This is a genomic window from Sphingobium boeckii (assembly GCF_014199215.1).
GTDB lineage: Bacteria > Pseudomonadota > Alphaproteobacteria > Sphingomonadales > Sphingomonadaceae > Sphingobium_A > Sphingobium_A boeckii.
On the sequence record NZ_JACIJC010000003.1, the window covers coordinates 465,258 to 491,203 of the forward strand.

The 25,946-nt window shown below is 62.9% G+C and carries 23 protein-coding genes; 13 read left to right on the forward strand and 10 right to left on the reverse strand.

Annotated features, from left to right (window positions below):
* Positions 1 to 176 precede the first annotated feature (176 nt).
* From FHS49_RS10655 to FHS49_RS10680, 6 genes are all read left to right on the forward strand, one after another.
* Positions 177 to 1,634 carry a circularly permuted type 2 ATP-grasp protein gene (locus FHS49_RS10655; RefSeq protein WP_184018211.1) on the forward strand — a complete coding sequence of 486 codons (1,458 nt, stop codon included), beginning with the start codon at positions 177 to 179 and terminating at the stop codon, positions 1,632 to 1,634.
* Positions 1,635 to 1,636: 2 nt separating this feature from the next.
* A complete protein-coding gene (locus tag FHS49_RS10660) occupies positions 1,637 to 2,572 on the forward strand; it encodes an alpha-E domain-containing protein (protein WP_184018632.1) in 936 nt (311 codons plus the stop codon).
* A 149-nt stretch (positions 2,573 to 2,721) separates the two neighbouring features.
* Positions 2,722 to 3,546 carry a transglutaminase family protein gene (locus FHS49_RS10665; RefSeq protein ID WP_184018213.1) on the forward strand — a complete coding sequence of 275 codons (825 nt, stop codon included), beginning with the start codon at positions 2,722 to 2,724 and terminating at the stop codon, positions 3,544 to 3,546.
* A gap of 10 nt (positions 3,547 to 3,556) precedes the next feature.
* The gene (locus FHS49_RS10670; RefSeq protein ID WP_184018215.1) at positions 3,557 to 4,306 is read left to right on the forward strand and encodes a proteasome-type protease; all 750 of its coding nucleotides are present in this window, start codon (positions 3,557 to 3,559) and stop codon (positions 4,304 to 4,306) included.
* 113 nt (positions 4,307 to 4,419) lie between these two features.
* On the forward strand, positions 4,420 to 4,956 hold the full coding sequence (locus FHS49_RS10675; protein ID WP_184018217.1) for a thermonuclease family protein: 537 nt from the start codon (positions 4,420 to 4,422) through the stop codon (positions 4,954 to 4,956).
* Between the two features lie 177 nt (positions 4,957 to 5,133).
* A complete protein-coding gene (locus FHS49_RS10680) occupies positions 5,134 to 5,739 on the forward strand; it encodes a PEPxxWA-CTERM sorting domain-containing protein (RefSeq protein ID WP_184018219.1) in 606 nt (201 codons plus the stop codon).
* Positions 5,740 to 5,830: 91 nt separating this feature from the next.
* Here FHS49_RS10680 and FHS49_RS10685 read toward each other — a convergent pair whose 3' ends face one another.
* Complete coding sequence (locus FHS49_RS10685; protein ID WP_184018221.1) at positions 5,831 to 6,613, reverse strand: arginyltransferase; 783 nt, start codon at positions 6,611 to 6,613, stop codon at positions 5,831 to 5,833.
* 248 nt (positions 6,614 to 6,861) lie between these two features.
* Between FHS49_RS10685 and FHS49_RS10690 the strand changes: the two genes are divergently transcribed.
* Positions 6,862 to 7,671 (forward strand): hypothetical protein, encoded by an 810-nt coding sequence (locus tag FHS49_RS10690; RefSeq protein WP_184018223.1) that lies wholly within the window; start codon positions 6,862 to 6,864, stop codon positions 7,669 to 7,671.
* 105 nt (positions 7,672 to 7,776) lie between these two features.
* Here the strand turns inward: FHS49_RS10690 and FHS49_RS10695 are convergent, their stop codons facing one another.
* On the reverse strand, positions 7,777 to 9,027 hold the full coding sequence (locus FHS49_RS10695) for a threonine ammonia-lyase (RefSeq protein WP_184018225.1): 1,251 nt from the start codon (positions 9,025 to 9,027) through the stop codon (positions 7,777 to 7,779).
* Positions 9,028 to 9,083: 56 nt separating this feature from the next.
* On the opposite strand from FHS49_RS10695, the gene FHS49_RS10700 reads away from it, so the two are divergent.
* Together FHS49_RS10700 and FHS49_RS10705 are read left to right on the forward strand one after the other, a co-directional pair.
* A complete protein-coding gene (locus FHS49_RS10700; RefSeq protein WP_184018227.1) occupies positions 9,084 to 9,950 on the forward strand; it encodes an NAD(P)-dependent oxidoreductase in 867 nt (288 codons plus the stop codon).
* A 134-nt stretch (positions 9,951 to 10,084) separates the two neighbouring features.
* On the forward strand, positions 10,085 to 11,695 hold the full coding sequence (locus FHS49_RS10705) for an amidohydrolase (RefSeq protein WP_246350572.1): 1,611 nt from the start codon (positions 10,085 to 10,087) through the stop codon (positions 11,693 to 11,695).
* Positions 11,696 to 11,843: 148 nt separating this feature from the next.
* Here FHS49_RS10705 and FHS49_RS10710 read toward each other — a convergent pair whose 3' ends face one another.
* Both FHS49_RS10710 and FHS49_RS10715 read right to left on the reverse strand, forming a co-directional pair.
* Positions 11,844 to 12,464 (reverse strand): redoxin domain-containing protein, encoded by a 621-nt coding sequence (locus FHS49_RS10710; RefSeq protein ID WP_184018231.1) that lies wholly within the window; start codon positions 12,462 to 12,464, stop codon positions 11,844 to 11,846.
* Between the two features lie 25 nt (positions 12,465 to 12,489).
* A complete protein-coding gene (locus tag FHS49_RS10715) occupies positions 12,490 to 14,544 on the reverse strand; it encodes a protein-disulfide reductase DsbD family protein (protein WP_184018634.1) in 2,055 nt (684 codons plus the stop codon).
* Between the two features lie 109 nt (positions 14,545 to 14,653).
* Here FHS49_RS10715 and FHS49_RS10720 point away from each other — a divergent pair, with 109 nt between their 5' ends.
* Positions 14,654 to 16,255, forward strand: a complete 1,602-nt coding sequence (locus FHS49_RS10720; RefSeq protein ID WP_184018635.1) for an alkaline phosphatase family protein — start codon at positions 14,654 to 14,656, stop codon at positions 16,253 to 16,255.
* A 103-nt stretch (positions 16,256 to 16,358) separates the two neighbouring features.
* Here the strand turns inward: FHS49_RS10720 and FHS49_RS10725 are convergent, their stop codons facing one another.
* Positions 16,359 to 17,294, reverse strand: coding sequence for a right-handed parallel beta-helix repeat-containing protein (locus FHS49_RS10725; protein ID WP_184018233.1), 936 nt, complete (start codon positions 17,292 to 17,294; stop codon positions 16,359 to 16,361).
* A gap of 95 nt (positions 17,295 to 17,389) precedes the next feature.
* On the opposite strand from FHS49_RS10725, the gene FHS49_RS10730 reads away from it, so the two are divergent.
* Positions 17,390 to 17,533, forward strand: a complete 144-nt coding sequence (locus FHS49_RS10730) for a hypothetical protein (RefSeq protein WP_184018235.1) — start codon at positions 17,390 to 17,392, stop codon at positions 17,531 to 17,533.
* A 134-nt stretch (positions 17,534 to 17,667) separates the two neighbouring features.
* Here FHS49_RS10730 and metH read toward each other — a convergent pair whose 3' ends face one another.
* The 4 genes from metH to FHS49_RS10750 form a co-directional block, all read right to left on the reverse strand.
* Complete coding sequence (gene metH / locus FHS49_RS10735) at positions 17,668 to 20,277, reverse strand: methionine synthase (protein WP_184018237.1); 2,610 nt, start codon at positions 20,275 to 20,277, stop codon at positions 17,668 to 17,670.
* 127 nt (positions 20,278 to 20,404) lie between these two features.
* Positions 20,405 to 21,463 carry a homocysteine S-methyltransferase family protein gene (locus FHS49_RS10740; RefSeq protein WP_184018239.1) on the reverse strand — a complete coding sequence of 353 codons (1,059 nt, stop codon included), beginning with the start codon at positions 21,461 to 21,463 and terminating at the stop codon, positions 20,405 to 20,407.
* A gap of 97 nt (positions 21,464 to 21,560) precedes the next feature.
* Positions 21,561 to 22,502, reverse strand: a complete 942-nt coding sequence (metF, locus tag FHS49_RS10745; protein ID WP_184018241.1) for a methylenetetrahydrofolate reductase — start codon at positions 22,500 to 22,502, stop codon at positions 21,561 to 21,563.
* Entirely contained in the window at positions 22,499 to 23,461 is a 963-nt protein-coding gene (locus FHS49_RS10750; protein ID WP_184018243.1) for an ArsR/SmtB family transcription factor, read from the reverse strand. Before FHS49_RS10750 ends, metF begins: the two co-directional genes overlap by 4 nt.
* Before the next feature lie 126 nt (positions 23,462 to 23,587).
* On the opposite strand from FHS49_RS10750, the gene FHS49_RS10755 reads away from it, so the two are divergent.
* Positions 23,588 to 23,899: a hypothetical protein gene (locus FHS49_RS10755; RefSeq protein WP_184018245.1), complete on the forward strand. Its 312-nt coding sequence runs from the start codon at positions 23,588 to 23,590 to the stop codon at positions 23,897 to 23,899.
* A complete protein-coding gene (locus tag FHS49_RS10760; RefSeq protein ID WP_184018247.1) occupies positions 23,899 to 24,084 on the forward strand; it encodes a hypothetical protein in 186 nt (61 codons plus the stop codon). Before FHS49_RS10755 ends, FHS49_RS10760 begins: the two co-directional genes overlap by 1 nt.
* Positions 24,085 to 24,295: 211 nt before the next feature.
* Here the strand turns inward: FHS49_RS10760 and groL are convergent, their stop codons facing one another.
* Positions 24,296 to 25,939 (reverse strand): chaperonin GroEL, encoded by a 1,644-nt coding sequence (gene groL, locus FHS49_RS10765; RefSeq protein ID WP_184018249.1) that lies wholly within the window; start codon positions 25,937 to 25,939, stop codon positions 24,296 to 24,298.
* Between the last annotated feature and the right edge of the window lie 7 nt (positions 25,940 to 25,946).

The window sequence follows — 25,946 nt, forward strand, 5'->3', positions numbered from 1 at the left end:
ATTTCCCGGGGGATGAAGGGCCAGCGGAGCAATCCGCTGGCCCTTTTTCTGTGTGTAACAATTCGTCACCATCTGCCTGCAGCATAAGTTACCCCTCCCCTCTTGTGCGCCGCAACAATCCCGTGCAGTCTTCATCCGTGGGGACCGGATAGGCGGCCCGAGCGTTCAGGGGGGATATGGCGGCTAGCGGCACATTCGACGAGATCTGGGGCTTCGGCAGCCGGCGCTCGGCGCGCCCGGAATTTGCGGGTCTCGCAAAATGGACGAAGCAGACCTCGGCGGCCGATTTCGATCGGCGCCAGCAGGCGGCTGAGCAATATTTCCGCGATCTCGGCATTACCTTCGCGGTTTATGGCGAGGAAGACAGCGCCGAACGGATCATCCCCTTCGATATCCTGCCGCGCATTTTCACCGCCAAGGAATGGGACAATCTGGCTGAAGGGCTGGTCCAGCGCGTCGAAACACTCAATGCCTTTCTGGCCGATATCTATGGCGCGCGCCGGATCCTGAAAGACGGGATCATCCCGGCGGAACTCATTTACGGCAATGCGCAATTCTGCGTCCCCGCCAGCGCGGCCAAGCCGCCGCACGGGATCTTCGCGCATATCTGCGGCATCGATCTGGTGCGCACCGGGCCGGATGAATTCTTCGTGCTGGAGGATAATGCGCGCACGCCTTCGGGCGTGAGCTACATGATCGAAAATCGTGAGGCGATGCTGCGGCTTTGCCCCGAACTGTTCGAACAATATCCGGTGCAGCCGGTGGATAGCTATACCGAAAGCCTGTTCCGCACGATGGTGTCCGTCGCGCCCAAGGGCTCCAGCCGCGATCCGGTGTGCGTGCTGCTCACCCCCGGCCATTTCAACTCGGCCTTTTACGAGCACAGCTTCCTGGCCGACACGATGGGAATCGCTCTGGTCGAAGGCTCCGATCTCGAGGTGGACGAGGATATCGTCTATATGCGCACCATCTCCGGGCGCGTGCGCGTGGACGTGATCTATCGCCGCATCGACGATGATTTCATTGATCCTTTGGTGTTCCGCCCCGATTCCATGCTCGGTGTGCCGGGGCTGATCGCGGCCTGGCAATCGGGCAATGTCACGCTGGTCAACGCGCCGGGCACCGGCATTGCGGACGATAAGGCGATCTACAGCTATATGCCTGAGATCGTGAAATATTATTCCGGCGGAGAGGCCAAGCTGCCCAATGTGGAAACGTGGCGCTGCCGCGAACCACAGGCATTGAAATACACGCTCGATCATCTGCACGAATTGGTGGTGAAGCTGGTCGATGGATCGGGCGGCTATGGCATGTTGGTCGGCCCCACCGCATCCAAGCAGGAAATCGAGAATTTCCGCGCCGCGCTGATCGCCAATCCGGAGAAATATATCGCCCAGCCCACGCTGGCGCTCTCCACCGTGCCGACGCTCACCGAAAAGGGCATCGCCCCGCGCCATGTCGATTTTCGGCCGTTCGTGCTGACCGGCGCAAACGGCGTGACGGTCACCCCCGGTGGCCTCACCCGCGTCGCGCTGAAGGAAGGGTCCCTGGTGGTCAATTCCAGCCAGGGCGGCGGCACGAAGGACAGTTTCGTTCTGTGCGCTGCCGGGGAAGGCCCGGAGGGCGGCGCATGAGCATGTTGTCGCGCACCGCCTCCAATCTCTATTGGATGGGCCGCTATGTCGAGCGCGCCGAATTTACCGCGCGGCTGGTGGAGGCCACGATCCGGCTGGATTCGCTCTCTGCCCGGCCGGCAGGCATGGGCGCATGGACCAGCGCCCTGGCCGTCGCCTCCGCATCGCGCGGGTTCAAGGCGACCGGGGAGAAGCTCTCCCCGATGCACGTCACGCGTTATCTGATGCTGGACGAGCACAATGGCAGCTCTGCGCGCTCCTGCATCGAAACCGCGCGGATGAGCGCACGTGCGGCGCGCACCGCGATCACCAAGGAAGCCTGGGGCACGATCAACCTGGCCTGGCTCAATCTGAAAAACCGCGCCAGCCCGGGCGGCACGCAGGCCACGCTCAATCTGATCGACCAGATCAAGGCGGTGGCACGCGATTTCGAAGGCGCGATCAACCGGATGCTGCACAGCGAATCCTATTGGTTTGTGCGGCTGGGCGCGGCGGTGGAGCGCGGCGACGCCACCGCGCGGCTGCTCGACGTGAAATATCATCTGCTGCTGCCCGAAGGCGAGCGCGTCGGCGGGATCATCGATCGCGATCAATGGCTGACGCTGCTCCAGGTGGTCTCGGCGCGCACCGCTTATCATTTGCTCTATCCACAGGGGCTGAAACCCTGGCTGGTGGCGGAAATGCTGGTGCTCCGCCGTCAGATGCCCCGCTCTCTGATCGCGGTTGTCGAGGAATCGGGTCATATGCTGAGCGCGATCGCAGGCACGGTGGGCAAGCAGGGTCCGGCAGACCGGCTGGCACGCCGGCGCGAGGCCGCGCTGGACCGGCTGAATACCGACACCTTGTTCCAGAACGGGCTCCATCAGTTCCTGACGGATTTCATTCGTGAAAATGCCGAGCTGGATGCGGCCATCGCCGAACAATTCCGCTTCACATGATGACGCCCCTGCCCGTTCATCCCCGTCATTCCCGCGAAAGCGGGAATCCCGCTTTTCCCATGCCGCAAACCGAAAAAGGAAGCGGTTTCCCGCTTTCGCGGGCATGACGGATAAGAGCTGATTCCCGAATCGAAGGCCGCACGTTCCCAATGCACCTGACTATCGACTATCGCACCGATTACCGGTTCACCCAGCCGCAGACGCGCGTCATCCAATTGCTGCGCGTCACGCCGTGCAGCCATGCCGGGCAGACCGTGGTCAATTGGGCGCTCGACGTGGATTGCGATGCGCGGCTGCGCAGCCAGGTGGATGGCTATGGCAATAAGGTGACGATGCTCTACGTCCCCGGCCCGGTCGATCATGTCAGCGTGAAGGTGTCGGGCGAGGTGTTCACCGATGATACCGCCGGCGTGATCCGCGATGCGCCGGAGCCGCTGCCGCCCGCGGTCTTCCTGCGCTCAACCCCGCTCAGCGCGCCGAGCACCGCGATCCGCAATCTGGCCAAGGATTTGCAGCGTGTTGAAAAGGATGAATTGTCGCGGCTTCACCTGCTCAATCGCGAGCTGAACCGCAGCCTTTCTTTCGATCCGGGCAAGACCCAGGTGGATACCGATGCCGCCACTGCCTTCGATGCCGGGCATGGTGTGTGCCAGGATTTCGCGCATATCTTCTGCGCCGCAGCCCGCCTGATGGGCGCGCCCGCGCGCTATATCTCGGGCCACCTTTATCGCCGCGACGGTGCCGAGCAGCAGCCCGCAGCCCATGCCTGGGTGGAAGCGCATATCGACGGCTTTGGCTGGATCGGATTCGATCCGGCCAACGGGATCAGCGCTGACGATGCCTATATCCGCGTGGCGGCTGGTCTGGATTATTCTGGCGCTGCCCCCCTGGCTGGCGCTAGAACCGGGGGCGGCTCCGAGAGCCTTGAAGTCGGTGTGCGCGTCCGCATGGCGCAAAGCCAGCAGCAGAACTGATCGGGGGACGATGACCTATTGCGTGGGAATGCTGGTCGAGACGGGCCTTGTGATGATCGCCGACACGCGCACGAACGCGGGTGTCGATAACATATCCACTTACCGTAAGCTCCACATGTTGCGCGATGATGACGATGCGATCGTGGTGGCCATGACCGCGGGCAATCTTTCGGTCACGCAAACCGCGATGGCATTGTTGCGCGAAGGTCTGCCTGCCATCGAAGAAGGCGGCCAGGTCCGCCGACCGGAACAGATGCCCACCCTGTTCCGCATCGCCCAACTCGTCGGCGAAGCCGTGCATCGTGCCCGCAGCGATCTGGAATCCGCGCTACAGGGATCGACGATCAACACCGGCGTCTCGATCCTGCTGGGGGGCCGCGTGGGCGACGAGCCGCTGCGGCTCTACATGGTTTATAGTCAGGGCAATTTCATCGAATGCCAGCCCGAAGCGCCCTTCCTGCAGATCGGTGAAACCAAATATGGCAAACCGATCCTGGATCGCGCGCTGAATTACACCACCCCTTTGGGCGAAGCGGTGAAGGTGGGGCTGATCTCCTTCGACAGTACGATCCGTTCCAACCTTGCCGTCGGCCGCCCGCTGGACCTGATCGCCATCCCGGCGGATCGCACCAAGCCGATCGTGCGGCGACATATCGATTGGGACGATCGCTATTTCAACGATCTTTCGGTGCGCTGGGGGATGTTGCTCAACGAAGCCCGCGCAACGATCCCCGATCCGCCGTTCATGCCGGCAGATTGATTTAAGGAAAGAGCCACCCCCAGCCGCTCCCGGAAGGCCGGGAGGGGCTGGGGGTGGGCACTTCTTTCGTTCAGGCTCAGCCCGAACGGGCGTTTCCGAAAGCGACTTCACCGATGCGCCGCCTCCGCAGCACAATCTATCTCCTCATCCTGTTCGCGCTGCTCATCGCTTATGCCTGGATCGAGCGCATCGGGATCGGCACCCAGGAAATCCGTGCGGCCAATGGCGAACGGGTGGACGTGCGCGATGGCGATACATTGTTGATCGGCGCGACGAAATTCCGCGTCTACGGCATCGACGCGCCTGAACTTCACCAGAATTGCACGGACGCGACCGGCCGATCATGGCCGTGCGGCGTGGCGGCGACCGATCGGCTGAAGGCGCTGATGGCCGCCCCCGGTGCCGGCTGCACGCCCCGCGCCCGCGATCGCTTCGCCCGCGAAATCGCCACCTGCCGCACCGATGCGGTGCCGGATATCGGCAGGGTGATGGTCAGCGAAGGCCTGGCGGTTGCGTTCGGCGTCGGTGAAGAGAGCGATTATCTTGGCGAAGAGGCCGCTGCTGAAGCGGCGAAGCGCGGCCTATGGCAAGGCCATTTCGAGCGCCCCCGCGCCTGGCGCGACGCGCATCCGCGAGGGGAAGGAAATTAGAGCCAAGATCCGACTAGGCGACGGCTTGTTAAAATATGTGCCGAAATTAGACGCAATTACAACCGAATCGGTGCGAACCACTTAAATAAGTGTTAAACCCGGACAATCGTTCTTCGAGTCGCCAAAAAGGCGATCGATCAGGAACAGCCCCGAGGGTAGCGTTAAGGGAGACATGACATGAAAACTTTTGTAAAATTGCTTTTGGCAACCGCAGCCATTGCTGCTCAGCCTGCCCAAGCGGCTGTCACGGTTGGGGGATTCACCCTGGATACAACTGTCTTCGGCGCGCAAACGGGTGTGCATTCGACTGGAACGCAAGATCCGAACGACACGCTGACCGGCTTTGTTAACAAGGATGGTTCGGGCGTCACCTTCAGCACGACAACCGGCAACCTGAGCATTACAGGCGGTGGCGAAGCGACAATCAATGGCGATCCGAAAATCGAGAATCTGAACGTTGCTTTTCAAAAATCTTGGGACAGCGTCACATTCAATTTCGCCGGGACCGGCAGCGTATTTAGTTTGTTGGTCAACGGCACCGCACTGTTTTCAGGCGCAGATTGCTGCACAATCGAAACGAGCGGCCAATATACCGTGACCGGAGCGGGCATCAATAATCTTGCCTTTACCTTCAGCCCCGGCATCAGCGATGCAAAGCAGTTTCGGGTTAAAGGCGTGAGCGCCGTGCCAGAACCCGCCACCTGGGGCATGATGCTCATCGGTTTCGGAGCCGTGGGCAGCGCGATGCGCCGCCGTCGCGTGATGAAGCCGTCTTTCATCTGAATGTAATTCTGGAGAATTAGGATGCGAGATGCCGTCGGCTTATGGCTGGCGGCATCTTATATTCGAGGCCGGTTTGAGGCCATCATTCTCCCTACCCCGCCACAGTCTCCCGCGGCGGCACCACCTTGCCCCCCCCCGCAAAGGGATCGAACCCGGCCCAGCCCGAGGGCGTAAGCTTTTCGATCGGACGGAAATTCGCTTTATACGCCATGCGCTGCGATCCATCGATCCAATAGCCCAGATAGACATAGGGCAGCCCGCCAGCCGCCGCGCGGCTGATGTGATCGAGAATAATGTAGGTGCCGAGACCAGGCCGCGCTTCATTCTGCGGATCGAAGAAACTGTAGATCATCGAGAGGCCGTCGGCCTGCTGATCGGTGAGGCACGCGCCCACCAATTTTCCGGGGCGACCATCGACGGACGGCTCGCGATATTCGATCACCGAGGTGTTAACCGGGCTCTGCTCGACCATATCGGCATAATCCAGCTCGTCCATTTCCGCCATGCCGCCGCCGGGGTGCCGCGCGCCGAGATAGCTGCGCAGCAGCGCGAATTGCTCTTCGGTCGACCAGGGCTTGCAGGCGGAGACTTCGAGATCCGCATTGCGCCGCATCAACTTGCGCTGGCTCGCACTGGGAACGAATTTGTCTGCCACCACGCGCACCGATACGCAGGCCTGGCAATCCGCACAGCTCGGCCGATAAGCGACGCCCTGGCTGCGGCGAAAGCCGATGCGGCCGAGCGCATCGTTCAGCTCCGCCGCGTGGACGCCGTTCAGCTCCGTGAACACCTTGCGTTCCATCCGGCCCGGTAGATAGGGGCATGGGCTGGGGCTGGTGACGAAAAATCGTGGGAAGCGGAATGGTGCGCTCACCGGGTTTTGCCCCTTCGTTAAAACTGTCTTACCGCTGTGTCTGAAATATGCAGGCGGGGCGCAACAATGAAAAGAGCGTTTACCATGTATAAAGGGTTAAGACTGATTCACGGCGGGACACACTGAATCAGATCGGGACTGAACCGCAAAAAAAGTCGTCGCGCCGCCCATTTTCAGGGGAACGGATTGGTGGGCAGAGCCCCGAAGGAATGTTATAGTTTTGTTAAACATGATGGGAGGGCATTGGCATGGCGGGAGGGTTTGAAGAGCAGGAAGCACGCGGCACCGCGCTTGTGCCCGTATCGCTGCCCGAGAATCACCTGGCGCATCGGCACCAAGCCGGATGGGCCAGAAGCGCGATTCGCCGGCTTGGCCTGCCCGCCGATACCGCCATCGAATATCGATACACGCGCATCGAGGAACGATGGGAAATCGTGCTGCGCCCCGATGGCTCCCCCGCCTCCGCGCTGGTCGCCCGGCGCGAAGACAGCACCACCAGCAATGAGCATTGGCGTTACCTCGCCCAGCGCAGGCTTCCGCAGGTGCGCAAACGCCGCCGTCTCGCGATCGGCCTGATCGCCGCGGCCACCGCCTCGCTCGCCACCGCTACATTCGCATGGACCACGTCGCCTGGGCGCGTCGGATCACGCGGCCTGCTGGTCGTGCCGCTGGAGCAGCCTGCCCCCGCCACTCATAAGCGCGCATCGGCATCGCGCATCGCCAAGCCCGCCAAGGCCAGCGTCGCAATGGCAGTCACGCCCGCCTCCGACACGCTTGCCCCGGCGCCCGCGGGTGCCTTTGCGCTGCCGATCGACATGCGCGCCGCAGTGCAGGCCGCATTGGTCCGCGCGTTCAGTTCAGGCGAAACGGAAAGCTGGAGCGAAGGCGCGCTGGAGGGCTTCGCCGTGGTCGGCCCGGTCGATTCCGACGCCGGCGGCAATTGCCGCAACACCGTGGTCCTCGCCCGCGGCGACGGCGCGAACCGCACCTTCAGCCACCGCCGCTGCCTGATGGTCGATGGACGGCTGGTGGTGCGGGATGAGGCCGGGGTGGAGTAAACCCTAACTAAAACCGTTTGTCCCGAGCGCAGTCGAGGGACGTGGCGCCAAGACCCAACGTCCCTCGACTGCGCTCGGGACAAACGGCCTTGGGGTTGCCTCACCTCAAGCCAGTTCCACCAAACTCACTTCATAGCCGCCTTCGCGCAGGCCTTCCATCAGCCGATCGAGATGCGCGCCATCACGGGTTTCGCATTCGATATCGGTGATCAGCCCCTTGGCGGGGAGCGATGTGAACACGCGCTGATGATAGATTTCGATGATGTTCACCTGCTGCTCGTGAAAGATGCGCGCCACATGGAACAGCGCACCCGGCCGATCCTGCAGCCGCACGCGCACCCGCGCCAGCCGGCCCGAGCGCGCCAGATCGCGCAACAGCACGTTCGCCAGAAGACGCGTATCGATATTGCCGCCGCACAATACGATGCCCACGGTCTTGCCGCGGAACCGCTCGGGATAGGCCAGCAGGGCGGCCAGGCCAGCAGCGCCGGCCCCTTCCACCACAGTCTTCTCGATCTGGAGCAACAGGCTCACGGCCTCTTCCAGGCCGCGTTCGCCCACCAGCACGATATCATCGACCAGCGCCTTCACGAACTGGCGCGTCAGATCGCCCGGCTGCTTCACCGCAATGCCTTCGGCCAGCGTATCGCCGGTGCAGGGCAGGTCCACGCCCTTGATGATGTTGTACATGCCCGGATACAGTTCGGCCTGGATGCCGATCAGTTCAACATCGGGCTTGAGCGCCTTGGCCACCGTTCCCATGCCGGAGATCAGTCCGCCGCCGCCGATTGGGATCGCCAGCGTATCGATATCGGGCGCATCCTCCAGCATTTCGAGCGCGACCGTGCCCTGCCCGGCGATGATATCCGCCTGATCGAACGGATGCACGAAGGTCAGCCCGCGCTCCACTTCCAACTGGCGCGCATGGGCATAAGCGGCATCGAACGTCTCGCCGAACATCACGACCGTCGCGCCATGGCCTTCGGTCTGCATCACCTTTACGGTGGGCGTCGGCTCCGGCATCACGATCGTCACGGGGATCCCCAGACGCGCGCCATGATAGGCCAGCCCTTGCGCATGATTGCCCGCGGATGCCGCGATCACGCCCTTGGCACGCGCCTCTGCGCTCATGAGCAGCAAGGTGTTGAGCGCGCCACGTTCCTTGTAAGCCGCCGTAAACTGCAGATTTTCGAACTTCAGATACACTTTCGCGCCAGTCAGCTTCGAAAGCGTCTGGCTGACCAGAGTGGGCGTGCGCACAATCGAATCGCCGATCCGCGCCGCCGCCGCACGGACGTCGTCCAGCGTAACGGGAAGTGAAAGGGCGGGTTCGGAGAGGATTGTTTCGCTTGCCATGATGTGCGCGCCCTAGCCTATCTGGCGTCTGCGGGAAACATTGCTTATGCGGGGGTATGGCAAGAATAGCATTTATCGGCACCGGCGTGATGGGCGGGCCTATGGCGCGGCATCTGCGCGCGGCTGGGCACGATCTCATCGTATACAATCGCACATTGGCCAAAGCCGAAAGCTGGGCCGCCGCACATGGCGGCACGGTCGCCCCCGATCCCGCCAGCGCGGCGAAGGATGTGGATGCGGTGATCTCCTGCGTCGGCAATGATGATGATCTGGCGGCGATCACGCTCGGCCGCGATGGCGCATTTCACACGATGAAGAAGGGCGCGGTGTTCATCGACCACACCACGGTTTCCGCCAAGATCGCCCGGCAGCTCGGCGTGGAAGGCAAGAGCCTGGGCCTGCTCGTGGTTGATGGTCCCGTCACCGGCGGGCAGGCCGGTGCCGAAAATGGCACGCTGGCGATCATGTGCGGCGGATCCGAAAAGGCGATGGCGGCGGCCACGCCATTGATGGAGGCCTATTCCTCGCGCATCGTCCATGTCGGTCCATGTGGCGCGGGGCAGACCACCAAGATGGTCAACCAGATCACCTTTTCGGGCATCATCCAGAGCCTGTCCGAAGGGATGCGCTTTGCGCAGGCCGCGGGCCTCGATCTGGACAAGGTGTTCGAAGCGATCTCCGGCGGCGCGGCCTCGAGCTGGCAGATGACCAATCGCTGGAAGACGATGGAGCAGGACAGTTTCGATTTCGGCTTCGCGGTGGACTGGATGCGCAAGGATCTGGGTCTGGCGCTGGAAGAAGCCCGCGCGAACGGGGCCGTGCTGCCCGTGGCGGCGCTGGTCGACCAATTCTACGCCGATGTGCAGGCGATGGGCGGCAGCCGCCAGGATACGAGCGCGCTGATCCGGAGATTGCCGAAGTGAGATTGGCGCGTTTTAGGCCCGTTTGTCCCGAGCATAGTCGAGGGAGGTTGGGACCGTCCCCACGTCCCTCGACTGCGCTCGGGACAAACGGGTCCTTCGGCTTCTTCCTCAAAGCCTTCACCATCCTCGCCCTCTTGCTCCCCACCCCCGCGCTCGCAGACGGCCTGATCGACAACATCAACGGCGTCACGCTGGACAAGGATGGCAAGATCGTCCGTTTCAGCGCCATACAGATCACTTCGGATGGCAAGGTCTCCAAGCTGCTCGATCGCAAGGACAAGCGTCCCGAGCGCCCCGATTTCAAGGTGGACGGCAAAGGGCAGACCCTGATGTCCGGCATGATCGATTCGCATGGCCATGTGATGGCGGTCGGCTTTCAGGCACTGGTGCTCGATCTCAGCCCCGCGAAATCGCTGGCCGAGGCGCAGAAGATGATCGCGGACTATGCCGCAGCCAATCCCAATCGGAGCTGGATCCTCGGGGGCGGCTGGAATCAGGAATCCTGGGGGCTGGGCCGTTTCCCCACCGCCGCCGATATCGATGCGGTGGTGAAGGATCGTCCGGTGTGGATGATCAGGGTGGATGGCCATGCGGGCTGGGCCAATGGCAAGGCGATGGCGCTGGCAGGCGTGAACGCCAAAACCGTTTCACCGATGGGCGGCCGGATCGAAAAGACGGGCCTCCTGCCCAATGGCGTGTTCGTCGATGCCGCGGCAGAGCTGGTGCAGAAGATGGTGCCAGAACCGCAACCGCGCGAACGCGATCTGGCGCTGGCCAAGGCGCAGCAGATTTTGCTCTCCAACGGGGTCACTGCCGTGGCCGACATGGGCACCACGCTCGATGACTGGCAGGCCTTCCGCCGCGCAGGGGACAATGACGCGCTGAAATTGCGCATCTTCGCTTATGCCGCGGGCGTCGACAACATGGTCAAGATCGCCGGCCCCGGCCCCACGCCCTGGCTCTATGACGACAAATTGCGGATGGGCGGCGTGAAGCTGCTCTCCGATGGCGCGCTGGGTTCACGCGGTGCCTGGCTGAAACAGCCCTATGCCGATGCGCCCAGGGAACGCGGCATCGGGATGCTGTCGGATTCACAGCTCAGCAATCTGATGAGCCGCGCGGCGCTCGACGGGTTTCAGGTCGCGGTCCATGCGATCGGCGATCAGGCCAATCTGCAATTACTCAATTCGATCGACGAGTTGAGCGGCACCTATAAGGGCGATCGCCGCTGGCGCGTTGAACATGCGCAGATCGTGGATCCCAAGGATCTGCCGCGTTTTGGCGAGCACGGCACGATCGCATCGATGCAGCCGGTACACCAGACATCGGATCGGACCATGGCCGAGGCCCGGCTGGGGCCGGCGCGCTTGGCCGGTGCCTATGCCTGGCAATCCATGCTGAAGGCCGGCGCGAAGCTGGCGTTCGGATCGGATGCACCGGTGGAGAGCGCCGATCCCTTCGCCGGCATTGCCACCGCCTTCACGCGCGAGGATGCCAGCGGCCAGCCGTTTGGCGGCTGGATGCCGCAGGAACGCGTCAGCCGCGAACAGGCGCTGGCGGGCTTCACGATCTGGGGCGCTTATGCGGCCTTTGCCGAAGACCGGATCGGCAGCCTGATGCCGGGGATGCGCGCAGACTTCATCCTGATCGACACCGATCCGCTGATGGCCACCCCTTCGGAAATCCGTGCGATCAAGGTGAAGGAAACCTGGGTGGGCGGCCGCCCGGTGTTCGTGCGGAAGTAAAAAATTCCGTTCGGGCTGAGCCTGTCGAAGCCCTGCTTTGCCGCCTCCCCTCCCGGCCTTTCGGGAGGGGAGCAAAAAGAAAAGGCTTCGACAGGCTCAGCCCGAACGGCTTGGAAGATCGCTCAGCCCGAACGGTGCTCGGACCTTGTCAACTCACCCCATCATATTTCACCGAACACCCATAGCTCCGCGTCTCCTTGACCGAGACCGGTTTGCCCGCCTTCATCTCGCCCAGCGCCGCCAGCACATGATTGCGCGCGTTGGGGATATCTTCCTTCTTGGATGAGGCCTTGTCGTCGATCCCTCCCTGATAGACGAGCACGCCCGCAGGATCGATGATCACCATCTGGGGAGTCGTCTTGGCGGCATAGCCGCGGCCGACCACGCCTTTGGAATCGAGCAGATAATGGCTCGCCTTGATGCCGTCCTTGGCCACCAGCGTCTTGGCGCTGGCAAAGCTCTGATAGCCCTGCTTGCCGGGCGCGGCGGAATTGATCGTGAGCCAGACCGCGCCCTGCGCCTGCGCCGCAGCCTGGGTCTTCTGCATATTGCCGCTGTCATAGTGTTTGCGCACGAACGGGCATTCGGGGTTATGCCATTCCAGCACCACCGTCTTACCGCGGAATTTGCCCAGTTCCACCACCTTGCCATCCTGATCGTTCAGCCGGAAATTGCCAGCCTGCGCGCCGGTCTGCTGCTGCGCTGCGCCCGGCACCGCAAGGGCCGCCGCGCACACCGCCGCGCCGGTCATCCAGAAACGTCTTGTCATCGCTTCCTCCTCTTCGCTGTGATCCTCAAACGGCGAGCGCCATCAACCGTTCCGCCGTCAACACCTGCGGCAGGATTTCGGGTGCCGCCCCCGACCTGTAATAAAGATAGAGTGGCACGCCCGAACGCCCGTGCGTTTCGATAAATCGCCCGATCTCCGCATCGCCATCGGTCCAGTCCCCCACCAGCACCGCGACCTGCTTGCCCTTGAACGCCGCGGCCACATCCTCACGCTCGATCGCCGTCTTTTCATTCACCTTGCAGGTCAGGCACCAGTCTGCCGTGAAATAGACGAACACCGGGCGACCCTCTGCCTGCAGCGCGGCCAGTCGCTGCGCGCTGAAAGCCTCCGCCGCCAGCATTCCGCCAGCCGTTTCCTGCGCCATCGCAGGGGTTCTCGGGATGGCGACGATGATTGCGGCGATCGCTGCCAGGGCCGGGATCAAGGCGATCCAGCCGCGTCCGCCCGCACTTTGCCGCCGCCCTAGCCACCACAAAGCAAAGCCCAGAAGCAACGCCGCCATCAGCCCGAGCGTCATGCCGTTCACGCCCGATTGCCGCCCCAATATCCACGCCAGGCCCAATGCGGTGAGAAACATCGGGATGGACAGGATCCGGCGGAAACTATCCATCCACGCGCCCGGCTTCGGCAGGCGACGGCGCAGCGCGGGGACGAAGCCCAGCAGCAGGAAGGGCAGCGCCAGGCCGAGCCCCAATCCGGCAAAGATCGTGATCGCTGCGGCGGTCGGCAGCACCAGCGCCGCCCCCAGCGCCGCGCCCATGAACGGCCCCGTGCACGGCGTGGCGATGAACGCTGCCAGCGCCCCGGTCCAGAAAGCGCCGCTTGTGCCCTTATGCGCCGCCAAGCGGTTGCCGAAGGAGAGTGTTCCCAGCTCGAACAGGCCGGAAAGATTGAAGGCGATCGCGCTGGTGAGCAGCAACAGGATCAGGATCACGCGCGGATCCTGCAATTGAAACGCCCAGCCGACAGCAGACCCGCCCGCGCGCAGGGCCAGCAGCGCCACGCCCAGCGCGACGCATACCAGCACCACGCCCGCCGTATAAGCCAGCGCCTCGCGCCGCACCGTGCGTTCGTCGCCACCCGCCTTGGCCAGGCTGAGTGCCTTCAGGCTCAGGATCGGAAACACGCAGGGCATGATATTGAGCAGCAATCCGCCCAGCAGCGCCGCGCCAAACGAAAGGGCCAGCGTCACCGCCAGCCCATCCGACGATTGTGCGCCCGCTGTTTCCCCCAGGATCGTGCCGCCCGCCGGCACCGCGCCCGGCGTTGCGCTCAGCGAAAGCCCCATCCCTTCGCCCAGGGATATCACCCCTTCGACCGCCTTCAGTTCGCCCGCAGAGCCTTTCGCCTTGGTTTCCACGGTCAGCAGATCGCCATTGCGGCGGACGATCTGGGGCGCAGCATAATCGATCGCGCCATCGGTCAGCGGAAAGAAAGTGACCTTGCCTACGGTCGCGCTTGCGGGGAGCGGAATGCCGAACCGGATCGTCCCGCCGCTCACCTGATAATGCGCGGCGCTGCCCAGCGGCTTGGCCAATGCCGCGCGCCAGCGATCGAATTGCCCCTTGCGCATGGCGGTCACGGCACCGTTGCCCACGATGAGCGGGATCGAGAATGTCCCGCTTTCGGGCACGCAGACTTCGGCGGTGCACGCGAGCCAGTCCGCCTCCAGCGCGATGGTCAGCTTCGTCCCGGCCGCCAGCCCCGCGGGCAGCGTGATCGTGAACAGATGCGCATAATCGCCTTCATAGACATAATTCATGAGGCCCGCGATCAGCAACGTGTGCGGCACCGGGAATTGCGCTTCGCCAGCGGTCGCACCGGCGGGCAACGTCCATTTGAACGTGGGTCCAAGCCCCGCATCGCCGGGATTGGCCCAATAGCCATGCCAGGTTTTCGCGGGTTTCATCGCCAGCGCGAGCGTCACCGTCTTGCCCGCCGCGGGCGTATCGCTTTCGGCGATCAGCGAGGCGGCGATATGGGTTGGTGGCGTCTGCGCCATGAGCGGCATGGCTGCCAGACACGCGACTATCATCAAAACGTAACGCAAAAACGGCATCGGCATCTTCATTCCGCTGGGGGAAGGCTATACTAGCCGCAACTGAGCCCCATGGCGACCAGGAGTTATCCGTTTGAAGATCATCACCCGCGCCGTCCTGCTTCCCGCCATGATCGCGCTCGCCCCGGTGGCATCCGCCAAGGAAGCGGATCGGCCGATGCTGATCGTCGCGATCTCGGTCGATCAGTTTTCGGCCAACGTGTTTGCCGAATATCGCCAGCTTTATACGCAGGGGATGAAGCGGCTGACCACGGACGGCGTGGTCTTCCCATCGGGCTATCAAAGCCATGCCGCGACCGAAACCTGCCCCGGCCATTCCACGATCCTGACCGGATCGCGCCCTTCGCGCACCGGCATTGTTGCCAATAACTGGATCGATCTGAGCCTCACCCGTGCGGACAAGACGATCTATTGCTCCGAAGACGCCAGCGTGCCGGGCAGTTCCTCGTCCGATTATGTCGTTTCCACCGCATTGCTCAAGGTGCCGACGCTGGGCGACCGGATGAAGGCGATCAATCCCGCCAGCCGCGTGGTCTCCGTGGCGGGCAAGGATCGCGCGGCGGTGATGATGGGCGGGCACAACACCGACCAGATCTGGTATTGGGGCGGCAAGGCCTATGTCACGCTGGCGAACCGCAATGCGCCGCCGCCCGCAGCCGTCACGCAAATCAACGCGCGCGTCACCGCGCTGATCGCCAAGCCGTCCAAGGCCGCCCTTCCCGCCCAATGCCGTAGCCGGTCCGTCGCCGTGCCGTTGGGCGGCGGCAAGCAGGTTGGGGTGCTCGCTGATCGCAAGGCGGAAGATTTCAGAGGCTTTCGCGCTGCGCTTGATTTCGACAATGCCACCACCGATCTCGCCCTCGGTCTTCTGAAAGAGATGAAGCTCGGCCAAGGCAGCGCGCCGGACGTGCTCTCCATCGGCCTCTCCGCCACGGATTATGTGGGGCACGCTTTTGGCACCGAGGGCGCGGAAATGTGCGCGCAAATGGCCGGTCTGGACGCCAATATCGCGCGTATCCTGGCCGCGCTGGACGCCAGCGGCGTGCCTTATGCTGTGGCGCTGACGGCCGATCACGGCGGGCATGATCTGCCCGAACGTCATGACGAGCGTGGTTTCGCCGATGCGCAGCGGGTCGATCCCCGCCTCAATTCGGACGCAATCGGCAAGGGCGTTGCCGGCGAACTTGCCCTCAAGATCGAAGGTCCGTTGCTCTATTCGGATGGCCCGTTCGGAGACTGGTATGTCTCCCGCGCCGTCCCCGCCGAGATGAAGGCGCGCGTGATCGCCTTGGTGCAGGCCAAATTGCTTGCGCATCCTCAGATTGCCGCCGCGATCACCGCGGCCGAACTCTCACGGATGCCCAGTCCCCAGGCACCGGTGGAGGAATGGTCGCTGGCGGAGCGCGCGCGCGCGTCCTTCGATCCCAGCCGCTCCGGCGACATCATCGTGCTGCTGAAACCCAATGTGACGCCGATCGCGGATGGCACCAAGGGTTCGGTCGCCACGCATGGTTCACCCTGGATTTATGATCGCCGTGTGCCGATCCTCTTCTATCGCCCCGGCCATGTCGGGTTCGAACAGCCGCTGGGGATCGAGACGGTGGACATCATGCCCACGCTTGCCGCGCTGATCGGCCTGAACGTCCCTGCCGAAGAGATCGATGGCCGCTGCCTCGATCTGGAAGCGGGCGCGGGGGATAGCTGCAAATAGCAAACCCGTTCAGGCTGAGCTTGTCGAAGCCTTTCTTCTTCCACGTCGAAAGAGGGAGGAAGACCCTTCGACAAGCTCAGCGCGAACGGCCTTGGAACAAAAATTACCGCGTCTCGAACGCCTTCAATCCCTTGCCTAGCACATTGTCCGCCAGCGTTAGCGAGTCATGGCTCCAGTCCGCCACGAAGCTCGTTCGCCGATCCAGGCCGGATGCGAGGGAGGCCGTGTTGCCGCGGATCGCCAGCCCCGCGGAACTATGCTCGATCTCTTCGGCGCCGACCGCAATGAAGGCGCTGTAATTTTCCTTGTCCTTGCCCTGCACGAACACATTGCCGGAAATCTCGCCCGTCGCCCCGGCGGGCAGATCGATCATGTAATTCGTCGCCCGCCCCGCGCTATCGTCGAAACTCGAATCCGTCACAGCGATCCGCGCCGCCCGGCTCTTTACATAATGGCCGCCTGTGCCGCGCTCGAACCGGCAATTGCGCACAGCCAGCGCGCCATAGGTGCCGACATAGATGCTGTGCGCGCAGGATCCGCCTTCGGGGCACAGGCCAAGCCCGGCGAAGGTGGAAAACTCCACTGTGATGCGTCCCGCCGGATTGCTGGCGGTCAATATGCCTTGCTGCGAATTGAGGAACATGGATTGGCGCACGGTCAGATCGCCGCGCTCGAGCCGGATCCCCGCGCCATTGTCATCCGCCACGCGGATGTTGCGAAAGACCACGCCTTCCACCGTGGCTGCGCGCCCGCCCAGCACCAGTGCCGCCTTGCCCTCGCACGCGACGCCATCGAAGATCGCGCTGCCCGGCATCACCGCCTGATAGCGGATGTCGCCTGCATCCTGCACCGCACATTGCCGGTATGTCCCGGCGGCGATCAATATGGTCGCGCTGCCCTCCCCGATCGCCGCCACCGCATCGGAGAGCCGTTGAAACCCCTGCCCGGTCTGCTGGATCGTGAAGGGCGCGGCGGGGTTTTCCGCGAATAGCGGGCTGGCGAGGAGGGCAATGCCGATCATGGCCAAGGGGATGCGCATGGTTAACGGTCCTTCGAATTTCGCCTTGCTTGATCCTCCTGTTCGCGGGAGTCGATTGGAATTGAAGGTTAACCGGGCGCGGTAACCCTCTTTTGATGGTTAACCGCGGAACCTTTGCCGTCTGCGGATATGTGCTGGATACCGAGGATATCTGGTTCAGCGACACCGGCAGGCGCACGCCTTATGCCGCGCTTACGGGGCAAGCCAAAGCGCGCGCCGACCGGCTCGTCACCGAATAGGGCCGGCAACGCTGGCCAAGGGCGCTCGGCCAGCAAACCCTTGAACCGTTTGTCCCGAGCGTAGTCGAGGGACGTGGCAACAGTTCCCACGTCCCTCGACTACGCTCGGGACAAACGGGCGTTCTCGGGCAAACTCAATCCAGATTCGGCCGCAGCCAGCGTTCCGCCTGCGCCATTTCCACCCCGCGCCGCGCCGCATAATCCTCAAGCTGATCCCGCCCGATCCGGGCCACGCCGAAATAGGCGCTGTCGGGATGCGCAAAGTAAAATCCCGATACCGCCGCGGTGGGCAGCATGGCGAAGCTGTCGGTCAGCGTGATGCCGGCCGGATCATCGACTTGGGTCCGGCCCAGCATGTCGAACAGCATCGTCTTGGGGCTGTGATCGGGGCAGGCGGGATAGCCCGGCGCGGGCCGGATGCCGCGATACTGCTCCTTGATCAGCGCCTCATTGGTCAATTGCTCGCCCTCGGCATAGCCCCAGAGCGTGGTGCGCACATATTGGTGCAGCCGCTCGGCAAAGGCTTCAGCCAGACGGTCCGCCAGCGCCTTGAGCAAAATATCGGAATAATCGTCATTGTCCGCCTTGAACCGCTCCAGATGCGGCTCGATCCCGTGCCCTGCAGTCACCGCGAACCCGCCGATCCAGTCGCCATCCGGGGAGATGAAATCGGCCAGCCCCATATTGGCGCGGCCCTCGCGCTTCTTGATCTGCTGACGGAGGAAGGGGATTCTGAGATCCCCCTGATCCGGGTGGGAGATGATCACATCATCGCCATCGCGGCGGCATGGCCACAGCCCCGCAACACCCTTGGCGGTCAGCCATTTTTCCGCGATGATCTGGTCGAGCATCTTCTGCGCATCGGCGAACAGGCTGGTGGCGCTTTCGCCCACCACCTTGTCCGTGAGGATCGCGGGATAATTGCCCGCCAATTCCCAGGCGCGGAAAAAGGGCGTCCAATCGATCGTTTCGCGCAGATCCGCCAGATCCCAATCGTCGAATGTATGCAGTCCCGGATGTTTTGGTGCCGGCACAGGTACGGAGAAATCGGCCTTGAAACCGTTCGCACGCGCCTCTTCCAGCGTGGCGAGTTCATTCTGCCCCTTGCCCTCGCGTGCGATCCGCACCGCTTCATAATCCGCCGCGGTTTTTTCCACGAACGGATCGCGCTGCGTATCGCTCACCAGCGTGGAGGCGACGCCGACCGCGCGGCTGGCGTCGAGCACATAGATCACCGGGCCGTCATAGGCCGGCGCGATGCGCAATGCGGTGTGCACCTTGGACGTGGTCGCGCCGCCGATCAGCAGCGGCATCGTCATCTCCGCGCGCTTCATCTCCTCCGCCACGGTCACCATCTCGTCGAGCGAGGGGGTGATCAGGCCGGAAAGGCCGATCATGTCCGCATCATTATCCTGCGCGGCTTTCAGGATCGTGGTCCAGGGCACCATCACGCCCAGATCGATCACCTCGAACCCGTTGCACTGGAGCACGACGCCGACGATGTTCTTGCCGATATCGTGCACATCGCCCTTCACCGTGGCCATCACGATCCGGCCCTTGGCGCGCGCGCCCTCTTCCTTCGCCGCCTCGATATAGGGCAGCAGATGGGCCACCGCCTTTTTCATCACGCGCGCGGATTTCACGACCTGCGGGAGGAACATCTTGCCCGATCCGAACAGATCGCCAACCACGTTCATGCCATCCATCAACGGCCCTTCGATCACTTCGATCGGTCGTGGGAAGAGCAGGCGGCATTCCTCCGTATCCTCCACCACATGCGCGTCGATGCCCTTCACCAGCGCATATTCGAGCCGCTTGGCAACATCCAGGCTGCGCCATTCTGCCGCCGCCTTTTCCGCCACCACGTCGGTGCCGCGATAGCGTTCCGCCAGCGTGATCAGCCGGTCCGTCGAATCCTCGCGTCGATCCCAGATGACGTCCTCGCACGCCTCGCGCAGTTCCGGATCGATCGCGTCATAGACATCCAACTGCCCGGCATTGACGATCCCCATGTCCATCCCCGCCTGGATGGCGTGGAACAGGAAGACCGAGTGCATCGCGCGACGCACCGGCTCATTGCCGCGAAAGCTGAACGACAAATTCGATACGCCGCCCGAGATATGGACATGCGGGCAGCGGGCGCGAATCTCGCGGCAAGCCTCGATGAAATCGATCGCATAGCGGCGATGCTCGTCAATCCCGGTGGCCACCGCGAAGATATTGGGATCGAAGATGATATCCTCGGGCGGGAAGCCAATGCCGGTGAGCAGCTTATAGGCGCGCTCGCAAATCTCGACCTTGCGATCCTTCGTATCCGCCTGCCCCACTTCGTCGAACGCCATCACGACCACGGCCGCGCCGTAGCTCATCACGAGCCGCGCATATTTCAGGAATTCGGCCTCGCCTTCCTTCATGCTGATCGAATTGACGATCGGCTTGCCGGAGACGCATTTCAGCCCCGCCTCGATCACGCTCCATTTGGACGAATCGATCATCAGCGGCACGCGCGCGATATCGGGCTCAGCCGCGATCAGCTTGAGGAAGGTCGTCATCGCATGATGCGCGTCGAGCAGACCCTCATCCATGTTCACGTCGACGATCTGCGCGCCATTTTCCACCTGCTGCCGCGCGACTTCCACCGCCTTGGTGTAGTCGCCCGCCATGATGAGCTTCTTGAACGCGGCGGAGCCGGTGACGTTGGTGCGTTCGCCGATATTGACGAAGGTGGCGGAGGCTTGGGTCATTGAAACATTCGATCTTTCTTTCCGTTCGGGCTGAGCCTGTCGAAGCCCTTTCCTTCTTCCCGATCCAAAAGAAGGAAGAGGCTTCGACAGGCTCAGCCCGAACGGCGTTTTAATTCCTGCTCTAAATTCAGGCCGCCAATATCATCGGATCGAGCCCGGCCAGCACCGTGCGCGTCGGCACCGTCACCGGCACGCGCGGGGCGTGGCCATGGGTGACCAGCGCCATCTGGTGAATATGCGCCGGTGTGGTGCCGCAACAGCCACCGACCACGTTGATCAGCCGGGTTTCTGCCCAATCCCTGATAAAGCCGCCGGTCGTCTCGGGCTGCTCGTCATATTGGCCCAGATCATTGGGCAGGCCGGCATTGGGATAGACCATCACCAGCGTATCGGCGATCTGGGACAGGACGGACACATGCGGGCGCAGTTCCGGCGCGCCGAACGAGCAGTTCAGCCCCACGGTGATCGGCCGCGCATGACGCACCGAGGCCCAGAAGCTCTCGATCGTATGGCCGGACAGATTGCGGCCGGACATGTCGGTGATCGTAAAGCTCAGCATCAGCGGGATTTCGATCCCGCGCGCTTCGCTCACTTCCGCCGCCGCCTTGATCCCCGCCTTGCAATTGAGCGTATCGAAGATCGTCTCGATCAGGATGAAATCCACGCCGCCGTCCAGCAGCGCCTCCATCTGCTCGCGATAGACATCCTTCAATTCGTCATATTCGATCGCGCGATAGCCGGGATCGTTGACGTCGGGGGACAGCGACAGCGTCTTGTTCGTCGGCCCGATCGCACCCGCCACAAAGCGGGGGCGGCCATCCGCGGCTTCCGCGGCCCGCGCGGCATCGCGCGCGATCTGCGCGGCGGCCAGATTGAGATCGCGCACCAGATGCTCCGCGCCATAATCCGCCTGGCTGATCCGGTTGGCGTTGAAGGTGTTGGTGGACACCATATCCGCGCCCGCCGCCAGATAGGCTTCGGTAATCTCTGCGATCACATGCGGACGGCTGAGCACCAGAAGATCGTTATTGCCCTTCTGATCGAAGCCAAGATCGAAGGCACCGCGATATTCCGCCTCGCCCAGCCGATAGGTCTGGATCATCGTGCCGGCCGCGCCATCGAAAATCAGGATTCGCTTGGCCGCTTCCGCGCGAAAGCGGGCTGCGGATTCTGAAGGGGTGAGCATTACAAATATCCCCGTTTGTCCCGAGCGAAGTCGAGGGACGTGGTGAAGCGACAAACGTCCCTCGACTTCGCTCGGGACAAACGGTTCAGGGGGCCGCTCACGCCGCTTCCTCCTTCTGCGCCACCTGCGGCCGAAGCCCCAGCAAATGGCAGATCGCATAGCTCAGTTCCGCCCGGTTGAGCGTGTAGAAGTGCAGATTGCGCACCCCGCCGGCATAGAGCTTGCCGCATAATTCCGCCGCGATCGTGGCGGCGACGAGCTGGCGTGCGGCGGGATGATCATCCAGCCCCTCGAACAGCCGGTCCATCCAGGGCGGGATCGCCGCCCCGCACATCGCAGCGAATTTGCGCGTCTGTGCCACGTTGGACACGGGCAATATGCCTGGCACGATCTCGTCCGTGATCCCCGCCGCCGCCGCGCGATCGCGGAAGCGGAAAAAGGCGTCGGGCGAAAAGAAGAATTGGCTGATCGCACGGTTCGCGCCCGCATCCAGCTTGCGCTTGAGATTGTCCAGATCAGCCTGGCCGCTCTGCGCTTCGGGATGCGTTTCCGGATAGGCCGCCACTGAAATTTCGAACGGGGCGATCGCCTTCAGACCCGCCACCAGATCGGCCGCGCTCGCAAATCCCTGAGGATGCGGAATGAAGCGCGCGCCCTCCACCGGGGGATCGCCGCGCAGCGCCACGATATGACGCACGCCCGCCTCCCAATAGCCCTCGGCAATCTCACGAATCTCGTCCTTGCTGGCTTCCACGCAGGTGAGATGCGCCGCTGCCGCGATCGGCGTCTCCCTGGCGATGCGCGCCACCGTGGCATGGGTGCGTTCCCGCGTGGAGCCGCCCGCACCATAGGTGACCGACACGAAACGCGGGCCGAGCGGTGCCAGCGTCTGCACCGCAGACCACAAGGTCTCTTCCATCTTGGCTGTCTTGGGCGGGAAGAATTCGAACGACACCTGCGCATCGCCGGCAAGATCGGCGAACAGCGGCGCATCGAGCGCGCGACGCGCATCCTCAAGCTGGTTGACGGTCAAATTCATGCGGCTTTCCTTTGATTTTCGATATCTTGCGTGCGCCGCCCCAGCCAGAGCTTCACGGTCAATTCCCCGCCCTGCAATTCCTGAACCGCCTCCAGCGCCAGGCCGGCGTCGGTGAACCAGTGCGCGATCTGCTGATCGGCGAAACCCAGGCGGACATGCGCATCTTCGGTGCGCAATTCCTCACGTTCATGCGATGCGAAATCCGCGATCAGCAAGCGGCCCTTGGGCGCGATCAACCGCGCGGCCTCGGCAATCACGGCTTCGGGCTGATGCGCAAAATGAAGAAGCTGATGGATGATCACCGTATCGGCCGCAGCATCGCTGAGCGGCAGCGCATACATATCCCCCTGCCGCAGCTCCGCCGCATCCAGACCCGCCTCGGCCAGCCGCGCCCGCGCCAGTCGCAGCATTTGCGGGCTGCGGTCCACGCCCAGCGCGCTTTCCGCCGCATGGCCGAACAAGGCGATCATCCGCCCCGTGCCGGTGCCGACATCCACCAGCCGGCCGATCGCCTCGTCTGTGAGCAGCGCGCGCATCGCGGCTTCTACTTCGCTCTCCGCGATATGCAGGCTGCGGATTGCATCCCATTGCTCGGCATGGGCATCGAAATAGCGTGCCGCCGCCGCGGCCCGATCGGCCCGCACTGCCGCCAGCCGCGCCGCATCCGCGGCCTGCCAGTGATCGCGCGAAGGCACGGGCTGCCATGCGTCGATCGCCAGCGTCAGCGGCGTCACCAATGCGGGATCGCCCAGCCCGAGAAAGACCCAGCTCCCCTCGCGACGGCGCTCCGCCACGCCCGCATCGCACAGGATCTTCACATGGCGGGACACGCGCGGCTGGCTTTGCCCCAGCACCTGTGCCAATTCGCCCACGGACAATTCCATCGCCCGCAGCAGCGCGAATATGCGCAGACGCGTCGGGTCCGCAAGCGCGCGGAAGATGTCGATAGGCTCGCTCATGAAATTACATATAAAGATTTCCTTATATGTCGTCAACGCAAGGATTTCGTGGGCGCGGCATATAAATATTGCGCGCTGCTTTGGGCACAGGCTAATCTTGCGCCACAGACCCTAGGAGATTGTTCAATGAATACGTCCATCAAGGCATCGCTCATTCTTGCCGCGGCGCTCGGCCTTTCCGCCTGCAGCGACAATGCGCAGAATGAGGCTGCCGAAGCCGCCAATGCGATTACCGGGGATGTGCAATCGACGATCGACAATGCCGCGGCCGATGTGGCGAACATCAGCGTGGATGCAGTGGGCGCAGCGGAAAATGTGGCCGATGCCACGGGTGCTGCTGCGGCGAATACGGCGGCGAAGGCCAAGGACGCCACCGCCAATGCGTTGGACAGGGCCGGTGATTCATTGAAGGACGGTGCTGACAAGGTCGAGCATTGATGAATGCCGGGGGTCGCGCAATCGTCGCGGCCCTGCCCGCTTTGCTGTGGCTGACCGGATGCGACGGTGCGCAGGAGGTCGATCCGGTGGAGCATGTCACCGTGGACGAAGCCCAGGCGCTGAACGATGCGGCGGCGATGCTGGATGGGAATGGGGCAATGGAAAGCCAAAAATCCGCGAAATAGCGGCGTCATGCTGAACTTGTTTCAGCATCCATTCCGTCACGCGGACAATGGTCGCGACGTTGAAATAGACCCTGAAACAAGTTCAGGGTGACGGCTTAAACTCACAAATCCGACAATCGGCATCCAGTCCATGGATAAAAAAGGGCCGGGAGATCGCTCTCCCGGCCCTTCCTTATGTTGTCCGACCAGGTGGCCGAGCCGTATGGACTTCTTAGAAGTCCATGCCGCCCATGCCGCCCATGCCGCCGCCGCCCATGGGCATGGCAGGCTTGTCGTCGGGCATTTCCGAGATCGCTGCTTCGGTGGTGATCAGCAGACCGGCCACGGATGCCGCATCCTGCAGAGCAGTGCGCACAACCTTGGTCGGATCGATCACGCCGGCCTGCACGAGATTCTCGTACACGTCGGTCGAAGCGTTGAAGCCGCGGGTTTCATCATTTTCGCGCAGGAGGTTGCCAGAGACAACCGCACCGTCGAAGCCGGCATTCTGCGCGATCTGGCGCAGCGGAGCCTGGATGGCCTTGCGGATGATGTCGATGCCGCGGGTCTGGTCGTCGTTAATGCCCTTGAGGCCTTCGAGAGCCTTGGTGGCATAGAGCAGAGCCGTACCGCCGCCGGGAACGATGCCTTCTTCGACAGCCGCGCGGGTTGCATGAAGCGCGTCATCAACGCGATCCTTGCGCTCCTTGACTTCAACCTCGGTGGAACCACCGACCTTGATCACGGCAACGCCGCCGGCGAGCTTGGCAAGACGCTCCTGGAGCTTCTCCTTGTCATAATCGCTGGTGGTGTTCTCGATCTGCGCACGGATCGCTTCGACGCGGCCCTTGATCGCATCGCCATCACCGGCACCATCGACGATGGTGGTGTTGTCCTTGTCGATCGTGACGCGCTTGGCGGTGCCCAGCATATCGATCGTGACGGTTTCGAGCTTGATGCCGAGATCTTCGGAAATCAGCTCGCCCTTGGTCAGGATCGCGATGTCTTCGAGCATCGCCTTGCGACGATCGCCAAAGCCAGGCGCCTTGACGGCCGCGACCTTGAGGCCACCGCGCAGCTTGTTCACGACGAGCGTGGCCAGAGCCTCACCCTCGATGTCTTCAGCGATGATCAGGAGCGGACGACCCGACTGAACGACAGCTTCCAGGATCGGGAGCATCGCCTGCAGGTTCGAAAGCTTCTTCTCGTGAATCAGGATGTAGGGATCGTTGAGTTCAACGAGCATCTTTTCCGGGTTCGTGATGAAGTAGGGCGAGAGGTAACCGCGGTCGAACTGCATACCTTCGACGACGTCGAGCTCGAAATCGAGACCCTTGGCTTCCTCGACGGTGATCACGCCTTCCTTGCCGACCTTCTCCATGGCTTCAGCGATCTTCTCGCCGACGACGGTGTCGCCATTGGCCGAGATGATGCCGACCTGGGCGATTTCGGCGGTGCCGGCGACGGGCTTGGAGCGCGCCTTGAGATCTTCGACGACCTTGGTCACGGCGATATCGATGCCCCGCTTCAGATCCATCGGGTTCATGCCGGCTGCAACCGACTTCATGCCTTCGCGAACGATCGCCTGGGCCAGAACGGTCGCAGTGGTCGTGCCGTCACCGGCGATGTCGTTGGTCTTCGAGGCCACTTCGCGCACCATCTGGGCGCCCATGTTCTCGAACTTGTCCTTGAGCTCGATTTCCTTGGCGACGGTAACGCCGTCCTTGGTGATGCGCGGTGCACCGAAGCTCTTGTCGATCACGACGTGACGGCCCTTGGGGCCGAGGGTCACCTTCACCGCGTCGGCGAGGATATCCACGCCACGCAGAATGCGTTCACGCGCGTCGCGCGAGAATTTTACTTCTTTCGCTGCCATGTTGTCT

Coding starts and splice junctions, on each gene's coding strand:
- FHS49_RS10655 (WP_184018211.1), top strand. CDS start 177: ATGGCGGCTAGCGGCACATTCGACGAGATCTGGGGCTTCGGCAGCCGG.
- FHS49_RS10660 (WP_184018632.1), top strand. CDS start 1,637: ATGTTGTCGCGCACCGCCTCCAATCTCTATTGGATGGGCCGCTATGTC.
- FHS49_RS10665 (WP_184018213.1), top strand. CDS start 2,722: ATGCACCTGACTATCGACTATCGCACCGATTACCGGTTCACCCAGCCG.
- FHS49_RS10670 (WP_184018215.1), top strand. CDS start 3,557: ATGACCTATTGCGTGGGAATGCTGGTCGAGACGGGCCTTGTGATGATC.
- FHS49_RS10675 (WP_184018217.1), top strand. CDS start 4,420: ATGCGCCGCCTCCGCAGCACAATCTATCTCCTCATCCTGTTCGCGCTG.
- FHS49_RS10680 (WP_184018219.1), top strand. CDS start 5,134: ATGAAAACTTTTGTAAAATTGCTTTTGGCAACCGCAGCCATTGCTGCT.
- FHS49_RS10690 (WP_184018223.1), top strand. CDS start 6,862: ATGGCGGGAGGGTTTGAAGAGCAGGAAGCACGCGGCACCGCGCTTGTG.
- FHS49_RS10695 (WP_184018225.1), bottom strand. CDS start 9,027: ATGGCAAGCGAAACAATCCTCTCCGAACCCGCCCTTTCACTTCCCGTT.
- FHS49_RS10700 (WP_184018227.1), top strand. CDS start 9,084: ATGGCAAGAATAGCATTTATCGGCACCGGCGTGATGGGCGGGCCTATG.
- FHS49_RS10710 (WP_184018231.1), bottom strand. CDS start 12,464: ATGACAAGACGTTTCTGGATGACCGGCGCGGCGGTGTGCGCGGCGGCC.
- FHS49_RS10715 (WP_184018634.1), bottom strand. CDS start 14,544: ATGCCGTTTTTGCGTTACGTTTTGATGATAGTCGCGTGTCTGGCAGCC.
- FHS49_RS10720 (WP_184018635.1), top strand. CDS start 14,654: ATGATCGCGCTCGCCCCGGTGGCATCCGCCAAGGAAGCGGATCGGCCG.
- FHS49_RS10725 (WP_184018233.1), bottom strand. CDS start 17,294: ATGCGCATCCCCTTGGCCATGATCGGCATTGCCCTCCTCGCCAGCCCG.
- FHS49_RS10730 (WP_184018235.1), top strand. CDS start 17,390: ATGGTTAACCGCGGAACCTTTGCCGTCTGCGGATATGTGCTGGATACC.
- metH (WP_184018237.1), bottom strand. CDS start 20,277: ATGACCCAAGCCTCCGCCACCTTCGTCAATATCGGCGAACGCACCAAC.
- FHS49_RS10740 (WP_184018239.1), bottom strand. CDS start 21,463: ATGCTCACCCCTTCAGAATCCGCAGCCCGCTTTCGCGCGGAAGCGGCC.
- metF (WP_184018241.1), bottom strand. CDS start 22,502: ATGAATTTGACCGTCAACCAGCTTGAGGATGCGCGTCGCGCGCTCGAT.
- FHS49_RS10750 (WP_184018243.1), bottom strand. CDS start 23,461: ATGAGCGAGCCTATCGACATCTTCCGCGCGCTTGCGGACCCGACGCGT.
- FHS49_RS10755 (WP_184018245.1), top strand. CDS start 23,588: ATGAATACGTCCATCAAGGCATCGCTCATTCTTGCCGCGGCGCTCGGC.
- FHS49_RS10760 (WP_184018247.1), top strand. CDS start 23,899: ATGAATGCCGGGGGTCGCGCAATCGTCGCGGCCCTGCCCGCTTTGCTG.
- groL (WP_184018249.1), bottom strand. CDS start 25,939: ATGGCAGCGAAAGAAGTAAAATTCTCGCGCGACGCGCGTGAACGCATT.